The organism is Pseudomonas cavernicola, from assembly GCF_003596405.1.
Taxonomy (GTDB): Bacteria; Pseudomonadota; Gammaproteobacteria; order Pseudomonadales; family Pseudomonadaceae; genus Aquipseudomonas; species Aquipseudomonas cavernicola.
Map to the genome: position 1 here is coordinate 2,061,554 of NZ_QYUR01000002.1, position 15,806 is coordinate 2,077,359.

Sequence of the window (15,806 nt, forward strand, 5' to 3'; positions counted from 1 at the left end):
GGATAAACCGGATTAAATCAGTTTTTCCAGCTCAGGTATGGCTTCGAACAGGTCAGCCACCAGGCCGTAGTCAGCCACCTGGAAGATCGGCGCTTCTTCGTCCTTGTTGATCGCCACGATCACCTTGGAGTCTTTCATCCCGGCCAAGTGTTGGATCGCACCGGAGATACCGACCGCGATGTACAGCTGCGGCGCGACGATCTTGCCGGTCTGACCGACCTGCATGTCGTTCGGCACGAAACCCGCATCGACGGCGGCGCGCGAGGCACCGACGGCGGCGCCGAGCTTGTCGGCCAGCGAGTACAGGTACTTGAAGTTATCGCCGTTCTGCATGCCACGACCGCCGGAGATGACGATCTTGGCCGCGGTCAGTTCCGGACGATCGGACTTGGCCAGCTCTTCACCGACGAACGCCGACTTGCCGGCATCGTTAGCCGCCGCCACCGCTTCAATGTCAGCAGAACCGCCTTCAGCCGCGACCGGATCGAAACCGGTGGAACGCACGGTGATCACTTTCACCGCCGCCGAAGACTGCACGGTAGCGATGGCGTTACCGGCATAGATCGGCCGCTTGAAGGTGTCCGCGCTTTCAACCGCGATGATCTCGGAGATCTGATCGACATCCAGCTGCGCGGCAACGCGCGGCAGGATGTTTTTGCCGTTGGAGGTCGCGCAAGCCAGCACGTGGCTGTAAGTTTTACCCAGCTCAGCAATCAGCGGCGCAACGTTTTCCGGTAGCTGATGCGCGTAAGCGGCGTTATCGGCGACCAGGACCTTGGACACTCCGGCGATTTTGGCCGCGGCTTCAGCAGCGGCGCCCACGCCTTGACCGGCAACCAGCACGTGAATATCGCCACCGATCGCTTTCGCGGCGGCAACCGTGTTCAGCGTGGCGGGCGCCAGAGCGGCGTTAGTGTGTTCAGCAACAACCAAGATAGTCATTTAGATTACCTTCGCCTCGTTCTTCAGTTTCTCGACCAATTCAGCCACCGACTTGACCTTGATACCGGCAGTACGCGCGGCCGGTGCTTCGACTTTCAGGGTCTTGACGGTGGACGCGGTGGAGACGCCCAGAGCATCCGGAGTGACAACCTCCAGCGGCTTCTTCTTGGCTTTCATGATGTTCGGCAGCGACGCATAACGCGGCTCATTCAGGCGCAGGTCGGTGGTGACGATGGCCGGAAGGTTCAGGGCTACCGTCTGCAGGCCGCCATCGATTTCACGCGTGACATTAACCTTGTCGCCCGCCACTTCGACCTTGGAGGCGAAGGTGCCTTGCGCGAAGCCGGTCAGGGCGCCGAGCATCTGGCCGGTCTGGTTGTTGTCGCTGTCGATGGCTTGCTTGCCGAGGATCACCAGCTGCGGCTGCTCTTTGTCGACCACGGCTTTCAGCAGTTTGGCCACCGCGAGCGAGTTCAGCTCGTCATTGGTGTCGACCAGGATGGCGCGATCAGCGCCCAGGGCCAGCGCCGTGCGCAGTTGCTCTTGAGCAGCGTTCGGGCCGATGGAGACGACGACGATTTCGCTAGCCACGCCCTTTTCTTTCAGGCGCACAGCTTCTTCCACGGCGATTTCGCAGAAGGGGTTCATCGACATTTTGACGTTGGCGAGATCAACGCCGGAGTTGTCCGCTTTGACGCGAACCTTGACGTTGTAGTCAACCACTCGTTTGACAGCTACAAGAACCTTCATGGATTCCTCGTTACTCTCCGGTGAATAAAGAATGTCGCCAAGACAAACCTGGCCGGTGATGCACGTCAGCCGGAACCGACGGTCAGCCTATAGAATGGCCAGCGCAAAACCGCCCGTATCTTGACCGTATCGCCCATGCCGGTCAATACGACAAAATGGCCACTTATGAGCCGCGGACACCCGATTCTAGCAGGGGTTAACGAAATTCAAACAAACGTTTGTATTGGACCTGCCAAAGGCAGTAGATATAATGCGCCCGCACCGCTCAAGGAACGAGCCTAGTCCGCCAATATAAAACATCGAAAAGAGCCTGAGTAGGAGATAGCCTGTGGAACGCGAATTTATGGAGTTCGACGTCGTCATCGTCGGCGCCGGCCCTGCTGGCCTGTCCGCCGCCTGCCGACTGAAGCAGAAGGCCGCACAAGCGGGTAAAGAAATCAGCGTTTGCGTGGTCGAAAAAGGCTCCGAAGTCGGCGCCCACATCCTCTCCGGCGCGGTGTTCGAACCGCGCGCGCTGAATGAATTGTTCCCGGACTGGAAAGAGCTCGGCGCTCCGCTGAACACGCCCGTCAAGCGCGATGACATCTACATGTTCAAAAGCGCCGAAAGCGCGATCAAGGTTCCCAACCTCTTTGTGCCGAAAACCATGCACAACGAAGGTAACTACATTATTTCCCTGGGCAACCTCTGCCGCTGGCTGGCCCAACAAGCCGAAAACCTTGGCGTAGAAATCTACCCAGGCTTTGCAGCTCAGGAAGCACTGATCGATGAAAATGGCGTAGTCCGCGGCATCCTTACCGGTGACCTCGGCGTCGACCGTGAAGGCCATCCCAAAGAGGGTTACTACACCCCAGGCATGGAGCTGCGCGGCAAATACACCCTGTTCGCTGAAGGCTGCCGTGGCCACATCGGTAAACAACTGATCAAGCGTTTCAACCTGGATACCGAAGCCGACGCCCAACACTACGGCATCGGCATCAAGGAAATCTGGGACGTCGACCCGGCCAAACACGAGCAAGGCCTGGTGCTGCACACCGCCGGTTGGCCGCTGTCGCTGGTGGATAGTGAAAATACCGGCGGCTCGTTCCTCTATCACCTGGAAAACAACCAGGTGGTGGTCGGTTTGATCGTCGACCTCTCCTACAGCAACCCGCACCTCTCGCCGTTCGATGAGTTCCAGCGCTACAAGCAGCACCCGGTGATCAAGCAGTACCTGGAAGGTGGTAAGCGCGTAGCCTATGGCGCCCGAGCGATCTGCAAGGGCGGCCTGAACTCGCTGCCGAAGATGGTATTCAACGGCGGCGCACTGATCGGCTGCGACCTGGGCACCCTGAACTTCGCCAAGATCAAGGGCAGCCATACCGCTATGAAGTCCGGCATGCTGGCCGCTGAAGCGGTAGCTGATGCCCTGTTCGTAGGCCGTGAAGGCGGCGACGAGTTGACCAGTTACGTCGAAGGCTTCAAGGCCAGCTGGCTGTATGACGAGCTGTTCCGTAGCCGCAACTTCGGTCCCGCGATTCACAAGTTCGGCGTTCTGGCCGGCGGTGCGTTCAACTACCTCGACCAGAACATCTTCGGCGGCAAAATCCCGGTTACCCTGCACGACACCACCCCGGATTACGCCACCCTGAAGCTCGCTGCCGACGCCAAGCGCATCGACTACCCGAAACCCGACGGCAAGATCAGCTTCGACAAACTGAGTTCGGTATTCCTCTCCAACACCAACCATGAAGAGGAACAACCCTGCCACCTGAAGCTGACCGACTCGAGCATCCCGCTGCTGAAAAATCTGCCGCTGTATGACGAGCCGGCACAACGCTACTGCCCGGCCGGCGTGTATGAGGTAGTGACGCAGGAAGACGGCGAGAAGAAGTTCCAGATCAACGCGCAGAACTGCGTGCACTGCAAGACCTGCGACATCAAGGATCCAGCCCAGAACATCACCTGGGTCGCACCGGAAGGCGCTGGCGGTCCGAACTACCCGAACATGTAATTCAGTCACGGGTATGAAAAAGGGCTCCTTCGGGAGCCCTTTTTTTTGCGCCTGTGTCTCGTCCTGAATAAGGTTTACACCTTCTGACCTATTTTCAGGAGGATGCAATGGATTCGGGGGAAAGGCGCAGTCAGCGCGATTACACACTGACTTTTAAATTGGCGGTCGTCGATCAGGTCGAAAAAGGCGAACTGAGTTATAAAGAGGCTCAAAGGCGCTACGGGATTCAGGGCAAGTCAACGGTGCTGGTGTGGCTCCGCAAGCATGGTCGGCAGGACTGGAGCCAAGGTGCTTCCATTCGCATCCAGAGGAACTGCCCCATGGGCGAGCCAAATCTTCCGCTGACACCTGAGCAGCGAATCAAAGAGCTTGAAGAGAAACTCGCGCTGGCCAACCAGAAGGCCCAGTTCTTTGAAGCCGTCGTTGACGTTTTGAAGAACGATTACGGTGTTTCTGTCGTAAAAAAGCGACCCGGCAAGTCCTCTCCCAAGGGCAAGTCAAAGACCTGAGCATCACCAGGGCTTGCCAATTCATGGGGATCTCCCGTCAGGCGTATTACAAGCGCAACCGGGCTTATGACGCTCGAGTCAGCCATAACCAGCAGGTGATGGGGTTTGTGCTGGAAACACGACGTCAGCAACCAAGGCTCGGCACTCGCAAGCTGCACAGCCTCATGCACGCTAAACCCGATGCGGCCTTGAAAGTCGGTCGGGATCGGCTATTCGATATTTTGAGAGATCGCCGGCAATTGGTTCCCCGCAAGCGGGCGTACCACAAAACTACCGACAGCCATCATCGCTTCCGCCGCCACCCCAACTTGCTCAAGGCGGGCCCGGAGCAAGTCGTCGCCACAGGCCCCGAGCAAGTCTGGGTGGCCGACATAACGTACCTGCCGACCCAGCAGAGCGTCGCTTATCTAAGCCTGGTAACCGACGCGTACTCGCGCAAAATCGTGGGGCATCATGTGCACGAAAGCCTGCACACCACCTCCGTAATCCAAGCGCTGAAGAAAGCCCTCAAGCAGAGAAGAACCGGCCAGCCGTTGATGCATCACTCGGATCGAGGCGTTCAATACTGCTCCGAGCTTTACCAGCGGCTGCACGCCAAACATGGCATCACATGCTCGATGACAGACGGCTACGACTGTTATCAGAACGCTCTGGCCGAGCGAGTGAATGGGATCTTGAAAACCGAGTTTCTGCTACACCGGCCGAAGGATCTCGCGGAGGCAACCCGGATGATTGATGAGTCAGTGTTGATCTACAACAGCAAACGGCCCCATCTTGCTTTGCAATACAAAACGCCCAATGCGGTGCATCGGGCGTTTTGAGTGACGCAGGTGTCAACCTATTTCAGGACTAGACACTGTCATTTAGTCCGGTTGCGGACCTATGGGAAAGAACTGCCCGGCGCTCCACACGCCCAACCAGCCCTGACCATCGATCTCGCGCGGCACGGCCAGCTCGACCAACTGATAGAACACGTTGCGGTGAATCAACGCTTCAAGATTGGCCCGCACATGCACATAGGGCGCAGGCTCCTGAGTGAGCGGATCGAGCTCAACCCGCAGCAGGTGTTCTGCACCAGCAACAGTTTCATCCTCCACATTGGTGGCAAAGCGCAGTACCTGCTCTTCACCTTCGCCTTCCACCTGCACACTGATGGCAACAAACGGCGCATCATCGACCTTGATCCCGACCTTCTCCACCGGCGTGATCAAGAAGTAGGCATCGCCGTCACGACGAATGATCGTGGAAAACAGCCGCACCATTGGCTTACGACCGATTGGCGTCCCCAGGTAAAACCAAGTGCCATCGCGGGCAATACGCATGTCGATATCGCCACAGAATGGCGGGTTCCACAGGTGTACCGGCGGCCGCCCCTTTTTCTCGGTCTTGGGAATCTGCGCTAACAAATCACCAGCCTTGCCTGGATCACTCATACCCTCTTCCTCTTAATCACTCAGCCCCAACAGGCGGCGAGCGTAATCCTGCAGTGGCGGGCCAAGCAGATCATCCGGCCTGGCATCGTAGAACGTCAGAAAACCGCCACGACTGCGAATGCGTGCAGCGTCCACCAAGTAGCGGGTATTGGTTTCGATCAACATCAGCTGGATCACACTGTGGTCTACCCCCAGTCGATCCAATCCCTCCTGATCCTCCCAGTCTTCCGCGGTGCCGATCCGGTCATCGGCATTCGCAAAACGGGCATACAACAGATAATGCGCGCCAACAGCCCGCGCCTGGCTCAGCGACTCTTCCAACCCGGCTGGGTTGCGCGCGCGCCGCACCATAGGGAAATACTCGACAAAACCGTCGAACGCCTCCTCCGCCACCACATTCGGCCGCGGATAGGCATTACCTGGTGGCACGAAATGCCCTTGAGCGATGTAGATAAAAGAGTCCGGCTGCAACCGCCATGGACTGGCCCGCCGGGTTTCGCTGTGATCGAGAAAACCCGCATCACTCAATTGATAGAGAGCACCATCGGTCAAGTCGCTGACCTTCATACAGCCGCCTAGGGCCATTAGCGTCAGCAGTAAAATCAGGCTACGCATCGCAGTTCTCCGGACGCCAGTGACGGAAAACCGGCGGATAGCGCCTCATTGCAGCTTCCGCGCCATCCCCTGAGATTCTCAGCAATAGCCTCACAAACCGCGCTGCCATTCCTGCCATAGGTGAGCCTGTTGTGGCTGTTCGATGGCCTGCCGCACCTGCACCAGCATGCGCGCCTTATCCGCCCCAAGATTGCCCTTGAGCACCAGATAATTGGAAGCATGGTCACTACGGAACACCGTGTCCTTCAGCTCCAGGCCTTGCAGCAGGCGCTCAACCTCGACGAACAAGTCATGCTGACTGAGCGCCTCATAGTCAGCAAAATTCTCGCGGAACCGCGCCTCTCCCTGCGGAAAGCTGACCACCAAAGTCGAGAGAAACTCCGGCTGCGCGGCATTCATCAGACGCGCAGAACTGTCCGCATGCTGCTCGCTCAGAGTCTTGCCACCCAGACCGTTAAGAATCATCACCGAACGGCTAATACCCGCCTGGCCGAGCTTATCCAGCGCGCTCAGCGTCGACTCGAAGGTCTCACCCTTGTTGACCCGCGCCAGCACCTCATCATCGCCAGACTCGGCACCGACATAGGCCATCTTCAGCCCGGCATCGGCCAGCTCCTTGAGCTCTTCGACCGACTTTTTGCGCAAATTGCGCGGCAGGCAATAGCTGGAAACACGATCGACTTCTGGTAGGTGCTCACGAATCGCCGAAAGGATTTTCAGCAATCGGCGGGTCGGCAAGATCAAGGCATCGCCGTCGGCAAGAAAGACTCGCTGAACGATCAGTTGCTCGCCGCAACGGCGGATCTCCTCCAGCACCTCGGCCTCATCGCGGGCGCGGAATTTCTTCTGCGGCGCCGTGTACATCTCATTGTTAGTTACCCCCAAGACACCCCAAAATCGCCTTTCTCTTTCATGCGCGTTGAATCATAAGGTTTTTTTATTGGGCATATCTTAGGAGTATCAATCCTGGCTGGTCCTAAATCTCCGACCTGCATTTCCGACAAGCGGCATCCCTCGTAGCCCGATTGCGAGGACGAAGCGCCGTCGTTAGCCGGGGCTTCGAAGCAGATCAGTTCGGGTCAGCATCTGCTAAGAATGCCTTAAGCTCGTCGTTGACTCGAGCTAGGAGTTCGTCCGTGCTGGCGAACCCTCCTTTCCACAGATACGTCAGGGCAAGAAGCGATAGGGGGGCTGTTTATCCGGGGTCTCGTTGAGCCGCACCTCGATATCCTTAAGCTATTGCATCTTGGCTTTCAAGGTCGCGATTTTTTCGTGCAGGCGTTCGGCTTTGGCCTGCGCGACTGCAGGTTCCTGGCGGACTGCGGTATTGAGCGCCGTCAGGTAACGGTTGATGCTGGATTCAATCTCCGCCATTCGCCGCTGGAGCTTGTTGCCTGTTGGTGAGAGATTGTGATGAATCGTTATTCTTCAGAGGAGTTGTGGGTCAGGTTCGCAATAGTCTCCCTTCGAATTTTGTTCAAGAGGTCGTCCAAAGAGAGGCCGGGCTCTTTAAGTAGAAATCCGGTGGCGAGAATACTCATGGGGTGTACACCCATCACCGTTGCAATCTTTTCTATTTTCTCAAGCGAAGGGCTCTTCAACCCGCGCTCAATACTGCTGATGTAGCTCTGGCTGGCTCCCACCCCCTCCTGGGGCAGTTCTTTGCGTTCCCTCATTCGCCTGATGGCTTCACCAAATGCTTGTTTCAGTTCCATTTGCCGATCTCGCAAAAGGAACGATGAAGCCTTTCGTGCCCGAAAAGCGCTATGCTCTATAGAGCATTATTGCTGAAACGAAACCATTTACCGAACACCGGAGCGTCGATCGGGCCGCAGGTTGCCTTGTTCGGTGAGTTTCCGCATCGGTTGGCCGGTGCTTCCACGTCATAGATAGATACTTTTGATTCAAGGAGCACGAATGTCCGACATGCCTCTGGCGGCTAAGATTCCAATACCCAGGGATCGCAACGGTATCCAAGTGATCGCGCGCGCAGCGGAGATACTTCGTGCGTTGGAAGGTGCCGTGGACGGGGTGGGTGTCGGTGAGCTCGCGAGCCGCGTGAAGCTATCCCGGAGCACAGTTGATCGAATCGTGGCCGCGCTTGCGAAAGAGGAGCTTCTGATACCCGCAGCGAGAAAAGCTAGTGTGAAGCTGGGCCCTGCACTGATTCGTTTGGGAGCTTCGGCCCAGACCTGTGTAGATCAGGTTGCGAAGCCGGTAATGGAGGAGCTCTCACGTGCATTGAATGAAACCGTCGAGCTGTCCATCTTGAGCAATGGTACGGCCGTGGTCATTCAGCAAATCACGGCGGCTCATCGCCTCCAAGCGGTGTCGACGGTTGGTGAGAGCTTTCCGTTGCATTGCTCCGCCAGCGGCAAAGCCCTGTTGGCACTGCTCAATGCACATCAGCTTGCGCGCCATTTGAAGCTTGCGTTCACTCAGCGGCTCTTCGACAACGCGCAGTTGGAGGCGGACCTTGAGCAAGTCAGGCGGGAGCAGGTTGCTTGGGACTTTGAGGAGCATCAGATCGGGGTGTGCGCCTTGGCTACTGCGTTTCTCGATCTGCAAGGGTATGCATACGCACTTTCGATACCAGTGCCGACAGCGCGCTTCAGGGAGAAGATGTTGGAGCTGACACCTCCATTACTAGCTGCACGCGAGAGTCTGCTGCGCTTGGTAAGCGGTCGCGCACGCACATAGTCATTTCGGCATGGATACTTGCGGGGAAGGCGGTCTCGCGTGTGCGGCGAGCTATTTACCGGTACGAAATAAGTGACTCTAGTTGAGATCGACCAGAAAACCTCGCGGCGGAGGGATGAATACATGACGATGCCCCATGAGCGTACTAGATCCGTTATCCAGACACGGGAGTTCCTGATGGAGCTGAGCCGGGATTCGACTCTGCCAGAATCTGTGCGTGGCGAGGCACGGAGGCTTCTGCGTCACTTTCCTTCAAAGGATGATCTAATTTTAGCGGGTAGGCTCGAAGAGCAACACCCATTTGGACCGGTGTTCAGTTCAACAATCGACGGGTGACAGATGCCCGCAAATCTGTTGCCCGCGCTTTTGCGGGCTGTCTTCTCTGTTGGCCCTGCTAGGGGTTAGCGTGCTCTATTCGTGGGGGGATCACCGGTCTAACCCCGTGAATGAGATCCCAAGTGAGGTATTGATTGCTTGGTGTAACGGGGACGCCGAGGCGCGTTACTCGCTCGCGGCCTCATTCGTCTCGTTCAAGCACTGTGCCGAAGAGAATGGTCCTCTGGCCTGGTCCGAACAGGCAAGAGCGCTGCTTGCCCATGCGCCGGACCCTAGAAGCGTGCTGGTGAATTTCGTAAATCGGTTCAAACCGATGAGCTGGAGTGGCTCGCGCGCTTCACTGATGGAGGCGAATACGCGCTTGCTCGATGACGCGCAGATTATGATTCCCGCAGCACTTCTGCCATATGTGGCGGAAGCTAAGGATCTATTGTCACGAGAGATCGCCAATGAGCGACAGTCCGAGACCGAGAGGGATCAAGTCAGAGACGAGCGGTTCGAATGAGTCTGGCGCTCGGCGCAGTAACGGATCGAAAAAAGCTACCGGTAGCCATGCAATTTCCGCTCTTGGCCGGTTCTGATAGCTCGTTACCGGCAGCTACCGACCCATTATAGGTAGTCGCATGCTGGCGATGGCTGGCCAGCATGCGGTCTCTCAAACTCAAAACTAACCGGCAGAGCTACTCCTCTCCGTAATTGAACTTACGCAGGGTGTTTGATTCTTCAGCCCTCGCCCTCTCACTGTCTCGCATGGCTTCAAGTTCCGAGATGTACTTGATGGCAAAGGTTCGAATGCGATCATCTGGGTCTTGGAGCCAGTCCAGCACCTCAAGGCGCTTCCTTTCGTACGCTTCGGCCATTCCATACTCTCCTGAGACCACGCCAGTACTCTGAAGAGCGATCTCGACCTCGGTGACGAGCGGACTACCCGACGGCAAACGCTTGATGAGCTCCCTTGCGACTGGATGAGTGAACGTCTCTCCGTTGTAAGCACGCAGGACACCGGCCACGAACTCCAGCTCTGTATCGCCGCCCTCGCGAATCAATCGCACCAGTGCTCCCTGATAGGTTTCTGAGAACTGCGGGAAGATGGCTTGGAGGAGCTTTGCGCCCCTGAACTCAAAGAGTGAGGAGTCCTTGCGATAGCAGTCCAAAACCTTCTGAGCCACCACTTGGGGGGCCCTAGACAGCGGATCTTGAAGCGTATGGAACTGGAAGGGCAGTTCCTCGTACTCCAACCCTTCCTTCTCGGCTAGCGCTGCGGCGTACTCGTCAGGTTCGTACAGCCGTGCGCAGAGGAACTCCACGACATCGAGCGGCTCGCGCTCCGCAATTACGGCCAGCACGTCCTCGGCTTGATAGTCGATTTGAGGAAGGAAGTGCAGATTCTTCAACACTTCACGGCGTTCCTCTGGCGAGAGTTCCGCGACTATGTCCTTTGTTTCTTCCCGGAACCAGATCTCCCTAACCCAGTTCGCATCTTTAAGCTCGGTAAGATGAGACAAAGCGCGCAAGAAGAGTGCCTTCAACTCGCCGCGGACTTCGTCCGTTGCAGACCTGGCAATGGCAACGGAAGCGACCTGGCGAAGGACAAAGGCATCCTTGAGCTCAGTCGCCTTGTCGAGCAGCTGACCCAGAAGTCCAACATCGACATGCTTAGTCGACAAGAAAAGCTTGGAACACGCGTAGAGGAAATCCGTCTCTTCTGGGCGCGCCTCCTGCACCCATCTCTGTATGAGCGACAGCAGTTCATCACGCTTCTCGCTATCCCAAAGGCCACGAAGAATCGGTATCAGGAACTTCGACAGCTGGTCGGCATCCTTGAGGAGCAGGTCTAGTGCGAAGGCCGGGTATGAACCCGCCACCTCCGCGAGGAACTCGTAGAAGACTGGAAAGGTCGCCATGTCGTTGGACTCAGTCTTGGCGAAAGCAAGGATCCTGCGACGCCATACGTCGAAGCCCTCATCTGTTATCCGAGACGCAATGACACGCGCCGCCTTCACTCTGGAGTCTTGGGACCCAAGTGCGAAGGACTCGTCACGCTTGGACTTCGACCAATCTCCGAAGACGCCCTCGAATCCTACGAGCGTCTTGTAGATTGCATACTCTTCGTTGGCGTCAATGACGGTCTTCACCTCAAGCGCTGCTGACCTCACATTCTCAGATGGACTGTGATAGTGAATCCAGTAGCTGTCGTGTTCGAGCTTCTGAACTATCTGAAGGTCTTCATCTTTGACAATGCGAGCAAAGAAGGCCAGCACCTCCTGCGCATTCGCGGAGATCATGTCCGCATAGGCCCCGTCCACAGTTCCCATATTCTGAGTGCGTGCGGCAGCGTTCAGCGCCCTGATGATGGATAGCTTCTGCGACTTGGTCTCAAAAAGGCCGTAGAGCTTCTTCAGGAGGGCAATGCTCCTTTGTCGGACGGACAAGACGCCTCCATCCGCTGGCGTCGCGGCCCGAGACAGAGTCACCGCGGTCGACGACCACCTGGCGGACTCCATCGACGTCGACAGCAATCCCTCCAAGAGAGTGAGCACCCCTCGGAAGTAGGTCTTCAGCTCCTCGTCACTCTTCTTCTCCAGGGTGTCAATGACCAACAGCTGGGGTGTTGCTCCAATCCCCCGGCCTGACTCGGTCCCCTGACCGTAGTAGACCGACAGGTTGTATTTCGCCAGGTCGCTCAATGCCGACGTGGCTTCTTTGCGCACGGACTCCTCGGCATGCGTCGAGGCCCAGAGCAAGGTGTCGACGATAGCAGGCGTCTCCAGGTAGCGCAGCCCGGACAGCACTTCAATGCCTTTGGACATCAGCGTGAATGCGTTGCGGTACTTCGACAACGTCTCGGCCAGATTTCCATACTCACCAGAGTGCACAATGCGCCTGTCCCCGACCGAGCGAATGAAGCTGTCTATGACAGCGACTGCTTCCTTGCTCCGCCGAAATCCCACCGCAGCCAGCACCTCGATGCTGAACTCCAGGGCTTCGTACTCATTTCCCTCTGCCAGATTCGAGAATGCCTGCTCGCACGCGCGGCCGATGGCCTCGTCAGCAGCAGGCGTGCTTGATTGGGCTAGTCGCCCTAAGACTTTGATGCGGGTTGCGGAATCCACTTCGTCAGTCCCCCAGCCCAGTGAGCTTGATCATCTCAGGCTCTACCAGCTGTGCTGCCATATCGGCCTGGTGCCCCTGCACAGCGAGATAGTTGTGGCCGGTATCTCTTATCGATCCAGCCAGAGCCAAGCGCTCAAGCGCATTCCTTGCTGCCGCCTCTGTTGCGACGCCCGATTGCACGAGCAAGCCAATGACGGTCTGCTTTTCCGTGCGCCCCAGATAGCTGACGAACCCTAGCGCCTTGACGTCGAGTAGCTCAAAAGGCTTCATTTGTGCCGCTAGCAGCGCCTCGAGCTCGCCGTCCGCGACGACCACGGGCTGAGGGGCGTCCTCAGCGGGATCCTTCGGCAGCACAGGTGCAACCCGCTCCGACTGCATGTATGCCTGGATGATCGGATGGTCGTCCACGGGCAGATCGCCGGTAACTGAAGCAGCAATGTCAGCAAATCGTTCCTTCAGCGCGTCGACCAGCGGCATCAATGTCGGGTTCTTTGTGGAGCTATATGCCGTCAGCAACAGGCCCTTGTCTTTAGCTTCCTTCTCGAGATTGGGGGCGAGAACCTGTCCATCGAAGAATGCCGCCTCGTCACGAGAAAGCAACATCACCTCGGACCCTTCCGCCAGGGTGAGCAGGCTCTCCCAGATGAGGCAATCCTTGTAACCGTGGTCCGTCTTGGAAGTTGGTCGGACGCCATTGATCGAGCGGTCGGCCGCAGCAACTTTGAGCTCTGGGGTTGTCGGTATGGTATGGATGACGTCTTCGAGCTGCGCCAAGATATCCAGCGCCTGAGCTTCCCCGAACTGAGTCTTGGGGAGGAGGCCGCTGATGTCATATCCACAGAACGTCTTCAGCTTGTCCAACTCCTTCGTTGCCTTCTGAAGAGCGTCATTTCCAGCCTGGATGAATTGGTTGATGTATTCCATCCGGAGCACTTCGGGCACCAACAGCTTGGCTTTTTTGGCGCGCAGCAAGGCGACAAGGAGCGGCCCTCCCTTCTTTCGAAATAGGTGGGCATCGCGAACCGCCGCGTTGGTATCGCACAAGACGTAAAGCTGTCTGTTATCTGTCATAGCTAACCATCATGCCACAAGCACCAATCTTAGATTCCACTGCACGCTCCCACCTAGGCAATCGCCTTGGTTTGGTCATGCTGAATGGCATCCGTGGGCCTGCCCCAAAGCGGACCTTGGTGAGTGACCGCTCCTGGCCGTTGGCTGGCTTTCGCGAAAGACAGCTTTGGGTCGACTGCTGCCGGCCGTGACAGGCCGAAGTCGACCCATAGCGGCCGGCGATGACCGGCAGAAGCAGGCGAGGAGGAGCCGTTTGAAGTAGGGAAAATAAATCTGAGAATCATCTGGCCGGCCTCCCCACCTCACGGACGTGGCGCAAAATTCAAGGTGCGAACTTAGTCTTTTGCTGTGAGGAGGCCGTAATGAAATTCTGTGGCATAGACCTGCATTCGAACAATAGCGTTGTGGTGGTTACCGACGAAACGGACCGGGTGCTGGTCAGTCGGCGCTGCCCCAATGACTTGCCGATAATCATCGGGCTACTCGAACCGTATCGTGCCGAACTGCTCGGTGTAGTGGTCGAGTCTACTTACAACTGGTATTGGCTGGTCGATGGCCTCAAGGCGGCGGGCTTCGACGTTAGGCTGGCCAACACCGTGGCGATGAAACGCTACGACGGTTTAAAGCATTCCGATGACAAAGATGATGCGGCTTTCCTGGCACATTTGCTGCGACTCGGAATTTTGCCGACCGGCTATATTCATCCACCGCAAGAACGAGCGCTGCGAGACTTGGCTCGTAAACGTATTCAGTTAGTACGCAGCAGGACTCAGCACATTCTGGCCGTCGAAAACATCATGGCGCGCCAGTTTGGCCACCGATTGAGCTGCAATGAAGTCAAAGGGCTGCCAGCCACATCCGTTGACAGGCAGGGCCTGTCAACGGATGTGGCTCTGGCGATGAAAGCCAATGTAGCCATCATCCAGGCGGTGCAGGCTCAAATTGATTTCCTCGAGGACCGATTGCTTCATGAAGCCAGTCTGCGCCCAGAGTTTTCCTTGTTAAAAACGATGCCCGGAATTGGCGAAGTTTTGGCAACGGTCATCATGCTGGAAACGGGAGATATTGAGCGCTTTGCCGACGTTGGCAACTTCGCCTCTTATGCCCGATGCGTAAAGAGTGCGCATTACTCCAACGGTAGCCTTTATCGAAGCCGCTAATTTTGCTCGGCGTTTCAGTGAGGACGCCAAACGCTTTTTCGAAGAAAAGAAAGCCAAGACCAATTCCGTGGTCGTCACTAAAGCGCTGGCTCACAAGCTGGCACGAGCGAGCTACCACATCCTGAGGGAGAAACAGCCTTTCGATGCCAAACGCTGTTTCCCCTGAAGGGCGAGTCAAGGTGATGGCCGGTCAACCAAAAAGGGACTGGGCGTGAACCATAAAATCTGAGTGGCGGCCGGCCGTCACCGCCTGAGTGTGTTGTAACCGGGTCGTCTGCCAAGTGAGCCCGTTGGGACTGGACGTGTGTTTTGCACGAGCCACAGTTCTGTAACACGTTTTGGACACATTGGCGGCACCAACGTTTCTCTGGGGCAGCTGACTGCCAGGGCGGTGCTGGAGGTATCGTTACCGCTTGATCCAAATGGGTGTCAGGCACGACTCGGTCGTAGCCAATGATGAGGAAACGGGTTCGACGGGTTCAACCAGGCAGGTTGCGATAGAGGAGAAACCCTGCAGTAAGAACTGCAGGGCGAGTAGGCTTTTAGCCTTGACTTGAGACCGGCTAATGGGTGTCCCCTTTTCCTGCCCCCTTTTCCGCAGATGCCGACTCTGTGCAGAAATTCAGGGGTGAGGATACATTCATATCACTATTCCCATGGTCCAAAGGCTCTTGTAGTTTTTAAACATCTGTTCTTCGCAACTAAGCTCGCATTCTCACCGCTTGACAGCTGCGGGAATGAGCCCAATTCCTTGAAGTATTCGATACCATGTGCCACACATTCACCGTAGCTAACTTTAACAATACCTTTACTTCTTCTAGCTGCCTCAACTGTCTCGGATCTTTTTATACCATTTTATCTTGGCACTCGGACTCGTGGCTTTGCCAAGCGTGGCCCCCGCAGACGTTCTTGATATACAAATCGACAGAAAAGCCACCCTGGTATTAGATGGAGCCCAGGTGTTGGTCACAGGAACTGTCCTTTGTGACGTGCCGCCTGACACCATATTCTCCAACGCAACTATCTTTCCAGCAGTTATCCAGACAACCGTAGGCAAAAAGATCGTTAATATATCCTTTGCTCCAGGCACGGATAACTTCCCTTGCTCAGACCCTACAACACCCACGCCCTACGCTCTTCTCGTGCCCAGCTCTGGCGTCCCCTTCAAATCAGGCCAAGCAAT

At 56.6% G+C, this 15,806-nt stretch carries 13 protein-coding genes and 2 pseudogenes; 6 read left to right on the plus strand and 9 right to left on the minus strand.

Annotation, left to right across the window (positions count from 1 at the left end):
• Positions 1-12: 12 nt before the first annotated feature.
• Both D3879_RS09885 and D3879_RS09890 read right to left on the minus strand, forming a co-directional pair.
• Complete coding sequence (locus tag D3879_RS09885; RefSeq protein ID WP_119954081.1) at positions 13-942, minus strand: electron transfer flavoprotein subunit alpha/FixB family protein; 930 nt, start codon at positions 940-942, stop codon at positions 13-15.
• Complete coding sequence (locus D3879_RS09890) at positions 943-1,692, minus strand: electron transfer flavoprotein subunit beta/FixA family protein (RefSeq protein WP_119954082.1); 750 nt, start codon at positions 1,690-1,692, stop codon at positions 943-945.
• Positions 1,693-2,020: 328 nt separating this feature from the next.
• Here D3879_RS09890 and D3879_RS09895 point away from each other — a divergent pair, with 328 nt between their 5' ends.
• Both D3879_RS09895 and D3879_RS09900 read left to right on the plus strand, forming a co-directional pair.
• Positions 2,021-3,685, plus strand: coding sequence for an electron transfer flavoprotein-ubiquinone oxidoreductase (locus D3879_RS09895; protein WP_119954083.1), 1,665 nt, complete (start codon positions 2,021-2,023; stop codon positions 3,683-3,685).
• A gap of 107 nt (positions 3,686-3,792) precedes the next feature.
• A protein-coding gene (locus tag D3879_RS09900) for an IS3 family transposase (protein WP_119954084.1) occupies positions 3,793-5,015 on the plus strand; the annotation gives its coding sequence in 2 pieces (ribosomal slippage) (positions 3,793-4,144 and positions 4,144-5,015; 1,224 coding nt in all).
• 42 nt (positions 5,016-5,057) lie between these two features.
• On the opposite strand, the gene D3879_RS09905 is transcribed toward D3879_RS09900, so the two are convergent.
• From D3879_RS09905 to D3879_RS09925, 5 genes and pseudogenes are all read right to left on the minus strand, one after another.
• Entirely contained in the window at positions 5,058-5,627 is a 570-nt protein-coding gene (locus D3879_RS09905) for a DUF1285 domain-containing protein (RefSeq protein WP_119954085.1), read from the minus strand.
• A gap of 12 nt (positions 5,628-5,639) precedes the next feature.
• A complete protein-coding gene (locus tag D3879_RS09910) occupies positions 5,640-6,242 on the minus strand; it encodes a DUF4823 domain-containing protein (protein ID WP_119954086.1) in 603 nt (200 codons plus the stop codon).
• A gap of 90 nt (positions 6,243-6,332) precedes the next feature.
• Positions 6,333-7,109 (minus strand): annotated as a pseudogene (locus tag D3879_RS09915) (radical SAM protein); the annotation flags it as partial.
• 372 nt (positions 7,110-7,481) lie between these two features.
• Positions 7,482-7,640: pseudogene (locus tag D3879_RS09920) on the minus strand (IS5/IS1182 family transposase); the annotation flags it as partial.
• A gap of 23 nt (positions 7,641-7,663) precedes the next feature.
• Positions 7,664-7,957 carry a helix-turn-helix domain-containing protein gene (locus tag D3879_RS09925; protein WP_119953242.1) on the minus strand — a complete coding sequence of 98 codons (294 nt, stop codon included), beginning with the start codon at positions 7,955-7,957 and terminating at the stop codon, positions 7,664-7,666.
• Positions 7,958-8,159: 202 nt separating this feature from the next.
• Here D3879_RS09925 and D3879_RS09930 point away from each other — a divergent pair, with 202 nt between their 5' ends.
• From D3879_RS09930 to D3879_RS09940, 3 genes are all read left to right on the plus strand, one after another.
• Positions 8,160-8,942, plus strand: coding sequence for an IclR family transcriptional regulator (locus D3879_RS09930; RefSeq protein ID WP_119954088.1), 783 nt, complete (start codon positions 8,160-8,162; stop codon positions 8,940-8,942).
• 129 nt (positions 8,943-9,071) lie between these two features.
• Entirely contained in the window at positions 9,072-9,278 is a 207-nt protein-coding gene (locus D3879_RS26970) for a BPSL0761 family protein (RefSeq protein ID WP_338014878.1), read from the plus strand.
• A gap of 106 nt (positions 9,279-9,384) precedes the next feature.
• Positions 9,385-9,783 (plus strand): hypothetical protein, encoded by a 399-nt coding sequence (locus tag D3879_RS09940; RefSeq protein WP_147411124.1) that lies wholly within the window; start codon positions 9,385-9,387, stop codon positions 9,781-9,783.
• A gap of 175 nt (positions 9,784-9,958) precedes the next feature.
• On the opposite strand, the gene D3879_RS09945 is transcribed toward D3879_RS09940, so the two are convergent.
• Complete coding sequence (locus D3879_RS09945; protein WP_119954091.1) at positions 9,959-12,391, minus strand: hypothetical protein; 2,433 nt, start codon at positions 12,389-12,391, stop codon at positions 9,959-9,961.
• 4 nt (positions 12,392-12,395) lie between these two features.
• The gene (locus tag D3879_RS09950) at positions 12,396-13,463 is read right to left on the minus strand and encodes a PIN domain-containing protein (protein ID WP_119954092.1); all 1,068 of its coding nucleotides are present in this window, start codon (positions 13,461-13,463) and stop codon (positions 12,396-12,398) included.
• A 362-nt stretch (positions 13,464-13,825) separates the two neighbouring features.
• Between D3879_RS09950 and D3879_RS09955 the strand changes: the two genes are divergently transcribed.
• Positions 13,826-14,623, plus strand: a complete 798-nt coding sequence (locus D3879_RS09955) for an IS110 family transposase (protein WP_218567818.1) — start codon at positions 13,826-13,828, stop codon at positions 14,621-14,623.
• Positions 14,624-15,806 lie beyond the last annotated feature (1,183 nt).

What these genes read in the sequence shown, in the direction of transcription:
- D3879_RS09910 (WP_119954086.1), bottom strand. Translation starts at nt 6,242, where the DNA reads ATGCGTAGCCTGATTTTACTGCTGACGCTAATGGCCCTAGGCGGCTGT.
- D3879_RS09885 (WP_119954081.1), bottom strand. Translation starts at nt 942, where the DNA reads ATGACTATCTTGGTTGTTGCTGAACACACTAACGCCGCTCTGGCGCCC.
- D3879_RS09930 (WP_119954088.1), top strand. Translation starts at nt 8,160, where the DNA reads ATGTCCGACATGCCTCTGGCGGCTAAGATTCCAATACCCAGGGATCGC.
- D3879_RS26970 (WP_338014878.1), top strand. Translation starts at nt 9,072, where the DNA reads ATGCCCCATGAGCGTACTAGATCCGTTATCCAGACACGGGAGTTCCTG.
- D3879_RS09950 (WP_119954092.1), bottom strand. Translation starts at nt 13,463, where the DNA reads ATGACAGATAACAGACAGCTTTACGTCTTGTGCGATACCAACGCGGCG.
- D3879_RS09890 (WP_119954082.1), bottom strand. Translation starts at nt 1,692, where the DNA reads ATGAAGGTTCTTGTAGCTGTCAAACGAGTGGTTGACTACAACGTCAAG.
- D3879_RS09925 (WP_119953242.1), bottom strand. Translation starts at nt 7,957, where the DNA reads ATGGAACTGAAACAAGCATTTGGTGAAGCCATCAGGCGAATGAGGGAA.
- D3879_RS09905 (WP_119954085.1), bottom strand. Translation starts at nt 5,627, where the DNA reads ATGAGTGATCCAGGCAAGGCTGGTGATTTGTTAGCGCAGATTCCCAAG.
- D3879_RS09955 (WP_218567818.1), top strand. Translation starts at nt 13,826, where the DNA reads ATGAAATTCTGTGGCATAGACCTGCATTCGAACAATAGCGTTGTGGTG.